This window comes from Dolichospermum sp. UHCC 0406 (assembly GCF_009712025.1).
Taxonomy (GTDB): Bacteria; Cyanobacteriota; Cyanobacteriia; order Cyanobacteriales; family Nostocaceae; genus Dolichospermum; species Dolichospermum lemmermannii.
The window spans coordinates 28,192-42,986 of the sequence record NZ_VILA01000033.1; the positions used below are offsets into that span (position 1 = coordinate 28,192).

16 protein-coding genes are annotated in these 14,795 nt (G+C 38.1%); 11 read left to right on the forward strand and 5 right to left on the reverse strand.

What is annotated here, in order from left to right:
* Positions 1-547 precede the first annotated feature (547 nt).
* From FJR09_RS23770 to FJR09_RS23795, 7 genes are all read left to right on the forward strand, one after another.
* Positions 548-1,663 (forward strand): RICIN domain-containing protein, encoded by a 1,116-nt coding sequence (locus FJR09_RS23770; protein WP_168652570.1) that lies wholly within the window; start codon positions 548-550, stop codon positions 1,661-1,663.
* A 166-nt stretch (positions 1,664-1,829) separates the two neighbouring features.
* On the forward strand, positions 1,830-2,423 hold the full coding sequence (locus FJR09_RS23775) for a hypothetical protein (protein WP_168652571.1): 594 nt from the start codon (positions 1,830-1,832) through the stop codon (positions 2,421-2,423).
* A 936-nt stretch (positions 2,424-3,359) separates the two neighbouring features.
* The gene (locus FJR09_RS24860; protein ID WP_217361140.1) at positions 3,360-3,515 is read left to right on the forward strand and encodes a hypothetical protein; all 156 of its coding nucleotides are present in this window, start codon (positions 3,360-3,362) and stop codon (positions 3,513-3,515) included.
* 120 nt (positions 3,516-3,635) lie between these two features.
* Entirely contained in the window at positions 3,636-4,625 is a 990-nt protein-coding gene (locus FJR09_RS23780; protein WP_168652572.1) for a Gfo/Idh/MocA family protein, read from the forward strand.
* Between the two features lie 10 nt (positions 4,626-4,635).
* Positions 4,636-5,904, forward strand: a complete 1,269-nt coding sequence (locus FJR09_RS23785; protein ID WP_168652573.1) for an aminotransferase class I/II-fold pyridoxal phosphate-dependent enzyme — start codon at positions 4,636-4,638, stop codon at positions 5,902-5,904.
* On the forward strand, positions 5,901-6,353 hold the full coding sequence (locus tag FJR09_RS23790; protein WP_168652574.1) for an NUDIX domain-containing protein: 453 nt from the start codon (positions 5,901-5,903) through the stop codon (positions 6,351-6,353). Before FJR09_RS23785 ends, FJR09_RS23790 begins: the two co-directional genes overlap by 4 nt.
* Complete coding sequence (locus FJR09_RS23795) at positions 6,353-6,979, forward strand: deoxynucleoside kinase (protein WP_168652575.1); 627 nt, start codon at positions 6,353-6,355, stop codon at positions 6,977-6,979. The genes FJR09_RS23790 and FJR09_RS23795 overlap by 1 nt, the downstream gene beginning before the upstream one ends.
* A 127-nt stretch (positions 6,980-7,106) precedes the next feature.
* Here FJR09_RS23795 and FJR09_RS23800 read toward each other — a convergent pair whose 3' ends face one another.
* Positions 7,107-7,457 (reverse strand): hypothetical protein, encoded by a 351-nt coding sequence (locus FJR09_RS23800; protein ID WP_168652576.1) that lies wholly within the window; start codon positions 7,455-7,457, stop codon positions 7,107-7,109.
* Positions 7,458-7,610: 153 nt separating this feature from the next.
* Here FJR09_RS23800 and FJR09_RS23805 point away from each other — a divergent pair, with 153 nt between their 5' ends.
* The gene (locus FJR09_RS23805) at positions 7,611-7,910 is read left to right on the forward strand and encodes a hypothetical protein (RefSeq protein ID WP_254433204.1); all 300 of its coding nucleotides are present in this window, start codon (positions 7,611-7,613) and stop codon (positions 7,908-7,910) included.
* Positions 7,911-7,964: 54 nt separating this feature from the next.
* Positions 7,965-8,345, forward strand: coding sequence for a hypothetical protein (locus FJR09_RS23810; protein WP_246863118.1), 381 nt, complete (start codon positions 7,965-7,967; stop codon positions 8,343-8,345).
* Between the two features lie 258 nt (positions 8,346-8,603).
* Here FJR09_RS23810 and FJR09_RS26315 read toward each other — a convergent pair whose 3' ends face one another.
* The 4 genes from FJR09_RS26315 to FJR09_RS23830 all read right to left on the reverse strand — a co-directional run bounded on the left by FJR09_RS26315 (position 8,604) and on the right by FJR09_RS23830 (position 13,581).
* Positions 8,604-9,200: a hypothetical protein gene (locus tag FJR09_RS26315; RefSeq protein WP_371725676.1), complete on the reverse strand. Its 597-nt coding sequence runs from the start codon at positions 9,198-9,200 to the stop codon at positions 8,604-8,606.
* Entirely contained in the window at positions 9,169-9,963 is a 795-nt protein-coding gene (locus FJR09_RS26320) for a DNA (cytosine-5-)-methyltransferase (protein WP_168654212.1), read from the reverse strand. Before FJR09_RS26320 ends, FJR09_RS26315 begins: the two co-directional genes overlap by 32 nt.
* Positions 9,964-10,318: 355 nt before the next feature.
* On the reverse strand, positions 10,319-13,333 hold the full coding sequence (locus tag FJR09_RS23825; protein ID WP_168652779.1) for a DUF5906 domain-containing protein: 3,015 nt from the start codon (positions 13,331-13,333) through the stop codon (positions 10,319-10,321).
* Positions 13,330-13,581: a hypothetical protein gene (locus FJR09_RS23830; protein WP_168652778.1), complete on the reverse strand. Its 252-nt coding sequence runs from the start codon at positions 13,579-13,581 to the stop codon at positions 13,330-13,332. Before FJR09_RS23830 ends, FJR09_RS23825 begins: the two co-directional genes overlap by 4 nt.
* Before the next feature lie 253 nt (positions 13,582-13,834).
* Between FJR09_RS23830 and FJR09_RS23835 the strand changes: the two genes are divergently transcribed.
* Positions 13,835-14,203: a hypothetical protein gene (locus tag FJR09_RS23835; RefSeq protein ID WP_168652777.1), complete on the forward strand. Its 369-nt coding sequence runs from the start codon at positions 13,835-13,837 to the stop codon at positions 14,201-14,203.
* Between the two features lie 283 nt (positions 14,204-14,486).
* The coding region (locus FJR09_RS23840; RefSeq protein WP_168654213.1) for a hypothetical protein at positions 14,487-14,795 on the forward strand (309 nt) is incomplete at its 3' end.

Here is a 14,795-nt window from a genome sequence, read left to right on the forward strand (position 1 = left end):
AATAATTTTCGGACAGATAAATCGTAATTATAACTCACCCATACAATATCTTAGCTAAAATTCTCAAACCCTATTGAGGTTCTACCGCTCTCCCTTGTGTTCATCCTTTTGAGGTGTCTATAACTATTGCTGTACATGGATTTAATCTAAATTAATAGGCGATGCCTATTTTTGAGAATACTAAAACCTCAAATCTAATCTGAGTAAGGATTTTAGGCATATTTTGTCTACGAAATTATAAAGGGAGCAGTAGAATCATAATATATTTTGTGAAGGAGAAGGTATTGCTGTAGAGAAGCAATTAATAAATTCTCATGTATGTAGGCTCATTTTCATATTTATGCAATTCTTATATACCGAATTGATAATCTTTTTTGTCTAGATATACAGTGTATTTTTTGTGTAAAAAAGTTATTTTTATATTCAATAAAACTATTGTAACGCATTCGCAGATTTCACAATTATAACCATTGTTGGATTTGCTTATGCTTGGGGTAGTTTGAGCTTTTTCAGTAAGAGTTGATTAAACAAAAGTAAGAAAGAAATCATGAACAAGTTTAACCTTATTGCATTATTAGCAGGCACTACAATAGTTACTACCTTTATTGGTGGTGCTGCCGCTTTAGCCGAAAACTTTGTCGTTGATGGTAGCAATAAGGCTCTCAATACCAACAACAATTTTCGTAGAGTAGATGGAAATCCTGTTATGTCGCTTTGGGATTTCAATTCTAATGACCGCGATCAACAATTTGATCGTATCCCTGGTAATCGTGGTGGTACTCTCCTTCGACATGGTTCTACTGGCAAGTGTGTAAATTCACATTATCTGACAAATGGCGGTGTACTTAATACTTGGTCTTGCGACGCTAATGATCCTGACCAGAATTTCAACATCATCTCGTTGGGTAATGGCCTCTCTCAGATTCAACGTACAGGCACAAATCTCTGTGTAGACAGCCCCACCCGTGACAATGGCGGTAAAATCCATGTATGGCAATGCGATCGCAACAATCCCAATCAACGGTTTAGGAATGGTGCAGCGACTCCACCACCTCCTCCTGCGGATAACTGGACTGAACAAAGAGTTTCCTTATCTCAATACGAACTATATATTGTTGCCAGGAAGCGAGAAAATCAGATCCCAGCTTTAAATGATGTAGGTCATGCGTGGATTGCTATTATCAGGCAAGATTATACACTTGTTAAAACTTTTCGTAATGGTGTTTTTCAAAGAGAACAAGCTGTTTTTGATAAAGGAGGCTGGAAAGCTGATACAACCTATGGTTTCTGGAATTCAAAGCCTTCTTTAGCTATTAATAACAGTAGTGATTTTTCTTTAACAGATAAGTATTTAAGAGGCGAATCTCTCAGTCCTAGAGGTCAGGCAGTTCGGAAACTGAAAATTAGTCCTAGTCGCGCTGATTGGATTAAGCGAGGTGGATACAATAATGCAGGTTGCAGCAGTTATGTCCCGATCATGGGTATTCAGGGTGGCTGTAACTGTTTAGACTATGCAACTCGCTTATGGCAGAATTTTACAGGTGAAGATTTTCGGGTTCGTGCAGTGACTACAGAGTTAACGCCTGATGCGCTTGTTGAGACTATTAACCAATTCAATCGTGATAGTAGCGATTTTGTCAAAAATGGTCAAATGTGGAATTAGTAAACAGAAGTTGCTTCTGCGGCAGATGATCCATAAGTGTTTTCTTGATTAGTTGGATAACTCTTACTTTGGAAACTGGCAATTCCTACGGAGCTTCGCTATCGCATTTTTTCTATAGATAGCGATCTCCACTTCTTTTTATAAATTGAAATCACTAGAAACAATTATGTCAACACTCATCAATAATAAAAACAGATCAATAAATCGAATTTTATTTGCTGTACTAACAAGCTTTTTGTATTTCTCGATAACTATAGATAAAGCATTATCAGGAGGAGGAGATACAACGCAGTCTACAACGTCTACAACAGAGCAAGCTTCTGTTACCTCTCCTGCCGTACAAAACCCTGGATCAGTCACAGTTACTCCCACCACACTACTACAAACAGGCTCAAATAATTATGCAAATGTCAACTCTAATGCAGGATCGCTAAACCCTCCAACCTGCTTCGGTACTTGCGTTTTTGGAATTATGCGTACCATTCCTACTAATAACATTAATGATATAGGCGGTAATCAAATTGAAGGAGTTTTTGGTTTCATTCATTCCTTTAGCTCACCCGATAAAACAAATGCCGAAACTAATCGTCAATTAGTAAATATTCAAAAACAAAGAAGTGAGAGTGAGATTGGGCGTGATTATATCAAAATGATTGCTGATGCTTGTCAAGCCAAAGATTTATTTAGAGCGGAACTAACTGCTAAGGGACTAGCTCGGATTTGGAACGTAGATTACAAAGGCTTAAGTTGTGGAGCATGATATTGTGAACTAATATTCCACCTGTGAAAGGGGTACAGCCGGGATACTAGCAATTTGGGATATGATGTAAAGTTTTGTAACCTTGATTTTCAAAACTCTTGATTTACCGTTGTTTCAGCTTCCATCTGAACTTGATTATTCAAATAAAAACATCCCCAACAAGGGTTATTTATGGGCAAGTTTGAGAGATTGAATCGCGTAAAGAGTTAATTTTAGTGGTTCTACCGTTCCCCTCATGATCAAACATCCCTTTTAGGTGTCTAAAAACGTTGTTGTACATGGGTTTGATCTAAATTAATAAGCGATCGCTATTTTTGAGGAATATTAAAGCCTCAAACCTAATCATGATAAGGATTTACGCCATATTTTTCCGGGAAAATCATAAAGGAAGCGGTAGAACCATTTTAGTGTGCAAAAAATTGAATGTCTTTCTACCATTTTTGGGCAGGTTAGTAAATCACTAAATTGGTTTCTGCAATATTTATTTACATCGTGTCCCATTTTACCTTTATCCCGGTTAGACCTCTATTTGGATCTTCCGTACATAGTATGCTAAATCTAGTTTACAAAAACCATTAAGCCCTTGCCATATAATAAATACAGGTATTATTTATTAGTATTTTAGAGATTTTTAGTTGATTTTAGGCTTTTGCTATTATTTTTCAACCGTTTTTTTGATATTTAATTAATAGTTTAGCATAATAAGTATGGAAGAGACATTTATTTTTCTATTAATTCTCATCATGTATTTTGCATAACCATGCAATTATCCTATCAATACTAGGAATTAAGATTATCATTTTTAGCTATAGATTATAAATAATAATATGTTTAAAATGTAATGAAATCACCGGCAAGGCTGAATAAATAATAATAATAATAATAATAATTATTTACTCTCTTATATGGTGATTGGTAATCGTTGAGTATAACCCAATGAAAGAAAACAAGGAAGAAACACTAATTGAAGAAATTTCTGATAAAGAGTCCGAAATGATTAAAGGTGGAATCCAAATTTGTATTCGTCCAAGTATTCCATTTCTATCTCACTACTTCACAAGCCAGCAAAGGCATTATGTGATTACAAGTTAGACCACATTGGTTTTGAAATGTCAGAAGAGTTTGTTGTTGGGTATGGGTTGGATTATAAAAGTCGTTATCGAACCCTTCCAAATATCTACATCATAGATCCATCTGGGGATGATATTGCAAATGGTAGTTAAAAAAATCGCGCTTGTAGGTTTGGGCAAGCAAAATATTGAACAACATCTTCCCGCGGTGCTTGCGTCCAATATGGTTGAGTTGATAGCGGCTTGCGATACAGACGTAAGTACCCTAAATAACTTTGCTAAAATTCACAAAGATGTTGAGTGCTATACTTGTTTTCATGACTTAATTAAATCAACTAATCGGCCTGATCTAATCATTGCTGCGCTGCCTCATGAACAATATGTGCAAGTTATTGAGATATCTGCACAAATGGGAATTCACATCCTAAAAGAAAAACCATTTGCTCGAACGCTCGATGAGGGAAAGCAAATCCATCAAACTATCAATGGTTCCAATATTAAGCTAATGACAACATCACAGCGCCGTTTCGATCCCATTTTTTCGGCAGGACGAGCGATGATTGGTGCAATTGGACGCATACATCATATTACAGCATCTTATAAAATTTCTGGTCAGCGACCGAATGTCGGCTGGAGAGGTAGTATGGAATCGGCGGGAGGCGGTGTACTATTGGATATGGGATACCACCTTATTGACTTGATTATGTGGTATATCGACCCTTTGGATTCCGTATATTGTAAAACCTCAAAAAGAAATAATGCTGACTATGACACAGAAGATACGGCTACAGTGGAGTTTACAATAGGGAATGAAATCTCAGGTAGTTTATTTGTGAGTTGTGTTTCTTCGGAAAAAGGAGAATTTATTGAATTTCTTGGTGAGCGGGGGTCGGTAATTCTTGGAAAATCATCAGTGAAATGGGTTGATAGCAAATACACCGTATTAGAGGAAATAGAAAGAACAGAAGGTTGGAGGAGCGCAATGGTTAGGCAGCTTAACTACTTTATAGATGTGATAGATGAAAAAACTGTTCACAAGTTCAGCGCTCCCGAATATCATCTGAATAATCACTTGAAAATAATCCAGGCTTGTTATGAATCCAGTAAACGCAATTCGTTAATAAAAATTTGAGGACTGAAGCATGAGTGTGTTGGCAATAAATGGTGGAAAACCTGAAATTGAAAAGCAATATAGACTTTTTAAGCATCCACGTATAGATAGCGATACTCAAGATGCTGTACTAGCACAATTGGATAAAACCATTTCCTTATATGGAAATGAAGGAATTTATGAAGCAATTGAGAACGCTCTAAAAAAAATGTGGAGCTTGAAGTATGCACTAACGGTGAATAGCGGTACAAACGCACTTTATTCGATGTATATAGCATCAGGCATAAGACCTGGCGATAAAGTTCTTGTCCCTGCATATACATTTTTTGCAACGGGTACGCCTTTGCTCAGAATTGGAGCCATTCCGATTCTAGTCGATAGCTTGGAGAATGGAAATCTCTGCCCACACGCTTTTGCTAATCGATTAAAAGAGATAGATTATGATGCAAAAGCTGTAGTTATGACGCATATGTGGGGAATACCATGCGAAATTTCTGACATTATAGAGATTGCTAGTGAACATGACATCTTAGTGCTTGAAGATGTTAGTCATGCTCATGGGGCTAGCTTTGACAACAAAGTTCTGGGAAGCTTTTCTGATGGTGCAGCGTGGAGCTTTCAAGGGAAGAAGATATTAACGAGTGGTGAGGGTGGGCTTTATGCAACGAAACATAAGTTCTTTTTTGAGCAGGCCGTGTTACTTGGTCATTTTAATATTAGGGCAAGGGAAGATGTCACCACAGAAGAATTATTAGACTTCAGGCGCACGGGAACGGGGTTTAATATGAGGATGCATGTGTTAGGCGGTGCCGTACTATTTAACCAGTTATCCAACTTCGATACCCAACTGCGTCATCGTAGAGAGACTGCTGAATATATGAGCAACGAGGTCAGAAAAATAGAGGGACTCAGATTGCCCAGTATTCCCCGAAATTCCAAGCCTGCTTGGTACGCATTCCCTGTTCTTTACGACCCATCCTATTTTGGTGGTGTCACCAAAGAAAAGTTTGTTAATGCACTAATAAAAGAAGGAGCAATTGACGCAGATATACCAGGAAGCACTTGTCCACTAACAGAGCATAAAATATTTACTCAGCCCGGGTTAATCGCGTATCCATATTCGGAAACGCAGTTAGAACAAATACAATTTCTAAACTCTACTAATTATAGAAATGCTAAGGCGTTCCATAACCATTTGTTCAAGCTACCGACGTTTTACGGGGAAGACAGAATGAAGTACGCTAGAGCTTATATGAATGCCCTCCGCAAAGTTGCTAACAATATAGGGGAAATCACATGAAGATCGATAGCATTGAATTATTAGAAAAGGCAAAGAATGATCGTGTAAATCAGCTAGTTGTTGGCGCGTTTATACTAAACAGTAATAATGAGCTATTGCTTCTCCAGCGAGATAAAGATGAATTTATAGGCGGGCTGTATGAATTACCGAGCGGAGGTGTTGAAAAAGGAGAGACGTTAGCCGAGGCTCTTGTTCGTGAAGTAAGAGAAGAAACTGGCTTAGAGGTAACTCACATAGGAGACTTTGTAAACAGTTTCGATTATACCACAAAGAGAGGACTGGCAAGACAAATGAATTTCATTACATCAGTTCATTGTTACACCGTATCATTATCGGCAGAACATCAGGATTTTATGTGGATAGCTCCTGAAAAATTACCGAACATCAAGGAAATTGATGATATCTTGCTCACCCAAGTGCTAGGGTACTTAGACTACAATAAATCGTAATGGCTTTTATTGTCTCGTTTGAAGGAGCGGATGCTTCAGGGAAGACTACTCTATCTACGTTAGTCACAAAGGAACTAATCGCGTTAGGATATGAAGTAATATATTGCGAAGAATTTCCAGATTCTTATATTGATGGCTATCTAAATAAGCTAGTGTTGACTAGTCCTTATATTGATTTGAATTCTTCTGTAAAGACTCCTGTTTCCCAAACCATGGTTCTTGCTGGTTTGTTAACATATAAATATGAAGCACTCATAAAACCCGAATTACATACAGATAAAATTATTGTCGTCGATAGATATTACTTTAGCTTCGCTAGTTATCAAGGGGAGATACTAGAATCGCATGGCATTAATTTTCCTTTCGAGGACATATTGAAGCTGTTAGTTATACCTAATCTAACTATTCATGTTACTTGCTCGAAGGAGACAAGAGAACGGCGGCTTAAAAGTCGGAACATAATTGTTTCAGATATGGAATCAGAGTTTTTTGAATCTATAGATGGGAGAATTGCCAAGCTTGCTGACTCACACAGCCACACGACCTTGAATAATGAAAATTCCCTCAAAGAAAATATGCAAATATTACTGAGATACATATTGAAGAATCATTGTATAGTGCGTTAATGAAATGTAGTTACTGTCACGAAGTTTTCACCACCTTTAAATTCACTTCTTGAAACCCTTGCTAGAGCGTGTTGCAAAATGGGATTTATTAAATGGCGAAAATTTCATAACACTAGACATAATGTGGTTATGCAGCAAATAATTGTGACATTTGCAAAACAAAGTCATTCCAACTGCCAAGTTCTTGATTAACCTGATTTCTGGCTTCTGTGTCGTTCCAGATTTGCTCCCATCTAAATAACCAACGGGTCAGAAACCGTCCTAAATTAGCCAATTCAAAGGCATAGTCAAATTCTATATCTGGGGCTATCCATTCAATAAAATACATAGTTTCTGTAATTAAACTTTTGACAACATCATTATTATTAGAATCCAGTAATAAACACTGAATTTGTTTTAAGTGATTGTCTAACTTATTTAACCTGATAGAAACATCATCTTTAATAAATATTGTTTGTAAAGTAATTAAGTTAGTCATCCCAAAACTTCTATAAAACTTTAATTCCTGTAGAATTTGCTCTATTTGTTATGGTGTAGCACGACCATAAATAATCTCTATCAATTAAATCCACTCCTTTACATAACTACTTTTAAATTTATTGATATTTTCAATAAAATATAGGATAATTATATGAGTTATTACCAGGGAATCCCAATGGACAGAGATCATTACGATAAGTTAAGTGGTGAAGAAAAGTTAGCATTTTTGGAAATTGCTACTGAACATTTGACGATAGATGAAAAAGCTAAGTTGGTAAAAAAATTATTTCCTATCAAAGACGATAATGGTTGCTCTGTAACAATGGGAAATTCTCAAGTCCACGCGAACACTGTCTATCAATTTAATCTCAATAGTAAAGATGAAATCAAAGATATATGGGAGGCGATCGCTGAAACAATCAAAAATAATCCTAACAAGAAAGTTGAATAAAAGAGAATATACCAAAACCCCAGGAGCAAAATAAATCACATGAGGAATGTTGTGATGATGCGTAGATGGATTGTGTTTCGTGCTGATAAACGTCAACCAGGTTGGCAAGACAGAAAATATGCTCACACGGGTTCTTTAACCAAAACTCTAGGTGAACACTATGATTGTTCAGATACACCACTACCCGAAGTTGGTTATCGTCCCCCGGAATTTATTAAAGTTGAGCAGTTTGTTGATGCCGAATACCCAGAAGCCAAAACCCATCATCGTTTAAGTGATTGGGAAGTAACCAGTGTTGAAACCTATACTCCTGATATTTCCGGTATGGGATTTGATATGATTGTGATTTGTTATTGTAAGTATGTACCTATTAATGCAGCACTTCAACCAATGCCAGAACGACAGATGCCAGTAAAGCAAACAGTAAATGTTTAAGATTCAGAACTTCCAGGTATTTGCTTGGAAGTTTTTTTATGGGCAACAACAATAGACAGGGATTTTCTCAGTATTTAAGTTTTTCTCTAAGAATTTCTTAGTAGTTTAGTTGAGGATAATTAATCCCACATCTAAAAATTATTTGCTTTAATCATTTTATATTATTTAATACGCATCACAAAATTAAGAAATCATAGTTACTAAATTTACTAGGTTCTTGTTGTAGAATTACTCAAGAAAATTCTTAGAGAAAATTTATTATTTATGAGTTTTCTTAGAGTTTTTACTGAGTGTTATAAACTCCCTGATATTTTGTACACTGTTACCGTTGTGGATCATATTTGCAACTGCGGTAACTATTTTTGTGGCAACTCCCAAAGAGCGGTTTTTCCATTGACCATCAATTTTCTCCTTCCAATTGTATCCCCAACGCCAATGTAGATAATTGTGCTTATCGCGTTCACCTTCTACACGAGGGTAACTAACTATTGAACCATTCTTTAATTTCTTATTTTCAAGATACTGGTACAAACAACCACAGGCATGGGTTATTTCAGTATTTAAGTTTTCCTCTAAGAATCTCTCAGTAGTTAGAGTTTCCTTACCTGCTTCCTCCGTATCTAAGTTTTCCTCTAAGAATTTCTCAGTAGTTAGAGTTTCCTTACCTGCTTCCTCCGTATCTAAGTTTTCCTCTAAGAATTTCTCAGTAGTTAGAGTTTCCTTACCTGCTTCCTCCGTATCTAAGTTTTCCTCTAAGAATTTCTCAGTAGTTAGAGTTTCCTTACCTGCTTCCTCCGTATCTAAGTTTTTCTCTAAGAATTTCTCAGTAGTTATTGACCCCGGCGATAGTTGCAAGGTATTGAACTCTATTAACTCCGATGGCGGCAACTCTGGGATCAAGAAGATTTCCTGCTGCCTGTCTTTGTTTTCTAATAGTGCCGTTGCCGGACGGGACTCCGAGGGGTCTAGCCAACTCGGCGGGATATCGTACCACTCGCTGAGGATAACCGGGTTTAGCACTTCGCCTTTGTGCAACAGTCCCAGCTTTTTCAATTGTGTTTCTAGCTTGGTTTGTCCAGGGGGTCGTCCGTTCCCAGTTGAGCTTAATGCACCGGGAGATTCCAACCAAAAGTAATCGTTGTCTAAGAAAAGGGGCTGCAAAGTGTCCTGAACATACACAAACCCATTCCGCATCATACCCGCTGCTGTCAATGGTTGTGACCACGCCCCTAAAATATGACCCTGTTGGTTGTCCTGGGTAATTGGGACAGGTGAGTAATCCGGTAACGTTTTCGATACAAAAGAATTTGGGCTGGATTCTGGCAATACTTTCCAGCACTGCGGGGAAACAGTCTCGTTCGTCGGTTGCTCCAAGTCGTTTACCGTTGATTGAGAAGGGCTGACAGGGTGCTGAAGCTGTAATAACGTCAATTCCTCTGATGTCTTGAACTGGTAAACCTCGCACGTCTCCGTAGTTGGGGACACCAGGGAATCTTTTAGAAAGAATGTCCGTACAGTAGTCTTCGTTGTCGCAGACTCCCATGAGTTGCCAACCTGCGCGGAGTCCGGCAATCCCAAAACCTGCACCAACGCCGGAGCATAAATCGAGTTGTCGCATTTTTCCTCTAAGAAAATCAAATTAACTTTGTTACCGACATCAAACCACCCCATTGAAAAGCCTAATTCCACTGCTTGATTGATAACTGATATTTCAGTGTTGAGGGCTTGACTTAGTTCTGTTGTGGAAGCTGCTGTACCATCGCTTAGGAATAATGCTATTGCTCCCAACAATTCCCAATGTTTAATAAGTTGGTTTAGATACCAGAGGGGACTGAGATATCTTTGTTTGATGTAGTCCGTGACGGAAATAGTGCGGTGTTCCCAAAGAATAGTATGGCCATCGTAGGAATATGAACCATCATTCCAGGATTGACGGTAATCCCAGGGGGTAGTTAATTGAGTATTAGCCATTGTCAGTCACTCCCTGAATCGCTGTTGATGCTGCTGTCTTGTTGTGAATTTCGGGAATTTCGGATAATTATTTCTGCTGCTGTGCTTTCTGATTGGAGTTTTGGAATCGGAACTTCACCAACGTTATTGAAATCAGCAGTGGTTATATTTTCTGTCTCCATTCTCAATAAGGGATTTTGCATAGCAATAAGGTCGTCTTCCACACCACTTGCCACACCATTTTGCACATCAAAAATGCTTGCTGTACAAGGCTCGCACACATCCCACACCACTTTGTCTATCTTTTCTTCTCTGCTAAATTCTGTTTCACATTGTTGAGAAGAAGTTAAATGATTTTCCTGATGTTCTTGATTTTTTATTTCCACCAAATTATTAAAACTGGTATGGGTGGTGTGGAAGTCTTGATTTACAACGGTTTGTTGGTGTGGTAATTGGTGTGGATCTGGTGTGGGATTTTCGCTTATTGCTATGCAGTTTTCCTTATTGAGAATCAAATTAAAGCTTACACCTTGTAACACTTGGATATTACGTTTACCAGATGGATGAGGGACAGTTGCTAATTTTGCTTTGGGGAATAGCTGTTTAAACCGTGCTATTACTTGGTTAATCCCCTTAATATTGCGATCGCTCATCTTCACTTGATCTGCCCAAACAGCTTTTTGTTTTCCGTTGCTACCCTCTTCATAGGTAAGAGTTCCGTTATCTAAATACCACTGCTCTAACCTGGTCCAAATATCTGAAGCTGATAAATAGCCATTGGGGTCGTAATTCAACCCTGTATCCTGGATAAACTGGAATAGGTGAGAGTTTTCGGCTTGGATATCTTCTAGTGCTTGTTGGGTGCAACTGTAATCTATGCCGTTAATCATCAAATCTTTAAGGGCATCGAGTAGGCGATTCAACAAGGCAGGGCATACCATCAGCCGCAAAAATAACGGGTCATAAGCAAAACGTGGATCTGCTTCTAATTCACCTTTGCTCGGATCTGCATTAGTTTTATAGGTTTTCTTAAAATCCAAAACGCCATATCTAGAAAGAATGGCCTCAAGTGACCCTTGCATATTGGGTGTATCGTTGATATTGAATAGGCAGATAGCATTGGGTGTGAACTGCTCATCATCTTTGCCTTTGCCTTCAGAATCAAGTAGATTACCGGTGATAAATGCTTTAAGGCTTTGGATTTTATCTAGCTTCGTGCTATTTGTGTTTTCTGATGCCCAGTTTATACGCGAGTGGATTAATTTACGCAGTGGAAATTTACGTCCCGCATCGTATTGGGCAAAGTCAGTAAGAGTGGCTGATGTTACGCCTTGCTTACCATAGATTGTGGCGATCGCTTCTCGAAGAGCATCTTTACCATTACTACCTGTACCACGTAGTAACAATGCACGGATTAGACGACCTTTGTATTTACGAACATTTGGTAAATCTAAGCTTGCTGCTATGATTTTTAAAAATATATCCCTTTGAGGCGCATCCAAGGCACTGAGTAGGCGATCACAATCTTTTGGGTCTGCATTGGGGTTGTACTCTACTAATGGTGCATATGTGTAATAGTAGTTGGGATCATGGGGTAATAACTGCCATGATGGTTTATCTCCATCCCAAGTGATTTGCAGAATACCATTCAAGCAATTTAAACCCGATGGGTTGAGACTATCTAACGACACTGAAAGTAATGATTTTGCCCACTTTAGTGCCTCATCAATTTTGGAGGGTTTTGCATAAGGATAAGTGGCAATCAGGGTGTTATTTTCCTGACGTTCCCACACTACATAGCTGTTACAAAATTCAGCTATCCGTCTTCTCTCCACAGCTTCTGGTACTAGCTGATAATGATTGCCTACCCATTTATAAAGCTTGTCACCAGAGCAAATCCAAGGTATATCCATGTAGAGTGCCTCTAATGCCAATTGAGAAAATGTTACTTTTTTTCTCTTTCCACCAGGAGGAATATCATCAAATTCTTCTTCTATTGCTTCTGCTTGTTTCTGTGATGCTTCCTTAATTTGGTTTTGCAATATACTGATAAGTTCATCACCTGTCATTGCTACTGTACGGGCAAAATCAGCTATATCCCCTTCCTGTGGGCATTCCTCCCATATTTTCAGAGGGTTAATCTCAACAAATGGCAATCCGATTTTAGCCGCAGCTTCACTGCATTTTTTAGCCTTGCTGTATCCGGTGTCATCATGATCTGGCCACATCACTACACCAGCTATACCAGTATTTTTCAGCAGATGCAGGTTCTGAGTTAGGACTTTATCTCCCCAGGCTGCACCCTGAAAAGTAAAGGACAATAGCTGATATATGACTCGTGCAACATCTGTACAAGGTTCTCCTTCAACCAGTAGCACCCATTGACCTTGACCATATTGCTCAATCTCGTTAAATCGGTATGGTAGCCAAGGCAAATCACCTTTACCGCACTTCCATTCACCTTCATTGGTTAGGTGATAGGGTTTTGGTTTTAACTTACCATCTTTGCTTTCGGGTTTTTTACCATTCTCTAGTTCGTATCTCAGTACATATTGAGCATCTGAGTAAATATGTTTTTGTGTGAAGTATTCACCACTCCGTTCTCTAGAAGGTGGAGATACTGAACCCGGCAGAGTGCCGATGCTGATATTGTCAGGAATTGGAGTTGGTTGTGGTTTCTTGGTTTTACGTCGGATAGGGGTAACTTTGGAATATGGGCTGTAGTTCCCTTGATTCCGTTCCTCTAGTACCTGTGACCAGGGTTTAATTGCTTCCCGAATATCTCTACATTCACACCCATTCCAGCATTGATATTCGCCTGTATTGGGTTCAATGGTGAGATTATGTCCCTCACACACTGGACAGATATATCTATTCTTTTTCTTGGTTGGTGTCAGATTGTCTAGAAAATTCCTGATATCAAATGTCTCAAGAGTTTTATAAACGTTGGTTTCAGTGTTGGTGAGTACCTGATTTTGACCCGTTGCGGTGATGCTGCTGTCTTTATAATCCTGAATGGGCTTTGGTGTAATTGTCATGACTGCACCTCACCCAAACTAAATAATTGTGCTAGAAAAATCTTTGTGAATATGGCTACGCCACGTAAGCTATCACTACAGTCAAACCCTAAATGTTTGGAAATCGGTGTAGGAAATACTTTCAATGCGGTGGACTGGAGAAAAACACTGATAAAAAAGCCTAGTAAATCCGGCTTTATTGATGCTAAAGTCCAACAATTTCCTAGTTCGGACTGGAGACAGTTGAAAAATCCCTGTTTATGGTTCATAATTAGGTTAAGAAATTTTATTTTTTTAACGTTTGCCTTAGCCACTGTTTATGGTTAAGGCTTTTTTTTATGTTTTGTTAGAATTTGAGTTCCCCCTGTTGCTAAATGACAATAATTTGATTAGAATTGACTTATATCTATAAGCAATTCTCTGAGTTAGACATTCAATTGAGTCTTATACTGCTGTGGTACTGTTGGCAAAGCCTCACAATCTTGATAATAGTAAATATTACACCTTTTTTTAAATAAATCAATGACTCGTACAGAAATTTTAGTTATTGCCCTAAAGAGAGCGATCGCACGGGGTGCAAGAGCGTCACACATAGCACAGAAATCAGGTGTCAACGCTGCCGTGATTTCACGGTTAATGTCTGGACAACAGCAAGACATCATGACTGAGTTTTATTTCAGTATCCTAGATTGCTTAGATGATGACATTCGGAAAGAAGCACTGACCAGACTGGGGATAAAAAGCGAAGTTGACCCCCAGGAAATGGTGAAATACCTCAAAGGTCGTGAAATAGCGAAAATGATTCCCTTTTTAGACAGAGAAGATAGGGCAGATATCATGCAAGCACTGGCATTGTCATTACGTTCTTCGGATCAGAAAGTTTGTGTTTAAACAGAGTTAAATCACTAAATATAATTAGTAACAAATAAAACTTCAATATCCGCTAAAACTTGTTGTAAATTAAGTATGGGTATCATTGAATAAATACTATAAGTTTTAGTGATAGATTCTTGGTGAGTGTAGCGTATTAAACCGTCAATTATTGCTACATTTAGATTGTAAACATTGACTGAATAGCGATATTGATAGGTTGTTCTTGCAAGAAAAAGCTAGGATATTCTTACATCATGAAGTTCATACAAGTCAAGAATAAAGAAAAATAGAGAGTAGTAGGGTGAGTCAAGATAGTTTGAAACAAATTCTCAATGAATGTAATAAACTTGACGGTGCAATAATTACCGATGTGATTAAAAATTTAACTCATAAATTAAAAGATCAGGAAAAATCTACTCTCTTAGAACAGCTTGCTTCTGATGTGAGTCCAGAGGTCAAAGCAACTTTAGTAAAGCGGTTGTTGGGTGATGGTGGATTACAAGTAACATTTGGACAATCCCACGTAAACGTTACCAATTTCTATAACATTCAGTCTGCTTCTACAGAACAGTTATCAGATATTGTCTTAGCCATTGCCGATATCATCAGA

Bases quoted from the DNA above. Each gene is read 5' to 3' on its own strand.
- FJR09_RS23770 (WP_168652570.1), top strand. From the start codon at position 548: ATGAACAAGTTTAACCTTATTGCATTATTAGCAGGCACTACAATAGTT.
- FJR09_RS23775 (WP_168652571.1), top strand. From the start codon at position 1,830: ATGTCAACACTCATCAATAATAAAAACAGATCAATAAATCGAATTTTA.
- FJR09_RS24860 (WP_217361140.1), top strand. From the start codon at position 3,360: ATGAAAGAAAACAAGGAAGAAACACTAATTGAAGAAATTTCTGATAAA.
- FJR09_RS23780 (WP_168652572.1), top strand. From the start codon at position 3,636: ATGGTAGTTAAAAAAATCGCGCTTGTAGGTTTGGGCAAGCAAAATATT.
- FJR09_RS23785 (WP_168652573.1), top strand. From the start codon at position 4,636: ATGAGTGTGTTGGCAATAAATGGTGGAAAACCTGAAATTGAAAAGCAA.
- FJR09_RS23790 (WP_168652574.1), top strand. From the start codon at position 5,901: ATGAAGATCGATAGCATTGAATTATTAGAAAAGGCAAAGAATGATCGT.
- FJR09_RS23795 (WP_168652575.1), top strand. From the start codon at position 6,353: ATGGCTTTTATTGTCTCGTTTGAAGGAGCGGATGCTTCAGGGAAGACT.
- FJR09_RS23800 (WP_168652576.1), bottom strand. From the start codon at position 7,457: ATGACTAACTTAATTACTTTACAAACAATATTTATTAAAGATGATGTT.
- FJR09_RS23805 (WP_254433204.1), top strand. From the start codon at position 7,611: ATGAGTTATTACCAGGGAATCCCAATGGACAGAGATCATTACGATAAG.
- FJR09_RS23810 (WP_246863118.1), top strand. From the start codon at position 7,965: ATGATGCGTAGATGGATTGTGTTTCGTGCTGATAAACGTCAACCAGGT.
- FJR09_RS26320 (WP_168654212.1), bottom strand. From the start codon at position 9,963: ATGCGACAACTCGATTTATGCTCCGGCGTTGGTGCAGGTTTTGGGATT.
- FJR09_RS23825 (WP_168652779.1), bottom strand. From the start codon at position 13,333: ATGACAATTACACCAAAGCCCATTCAGGATTATAAAGACAGCAGCATC.
- FJR09_RS23830 (WP_168652778.1), bottom strand. From the start codon at position 13,581: ATGAACCATAAACAGGGATTTTTCAACTGTCTCCAGTCCGAACTAGGA.
- FJR09_RS23835 (WP_168652777.1), top strand. From the start codon at position 13,835: ATGACTCGTACAGAAATTTTAGTTATTGCCCTAAAGAGAGCGATCGCA.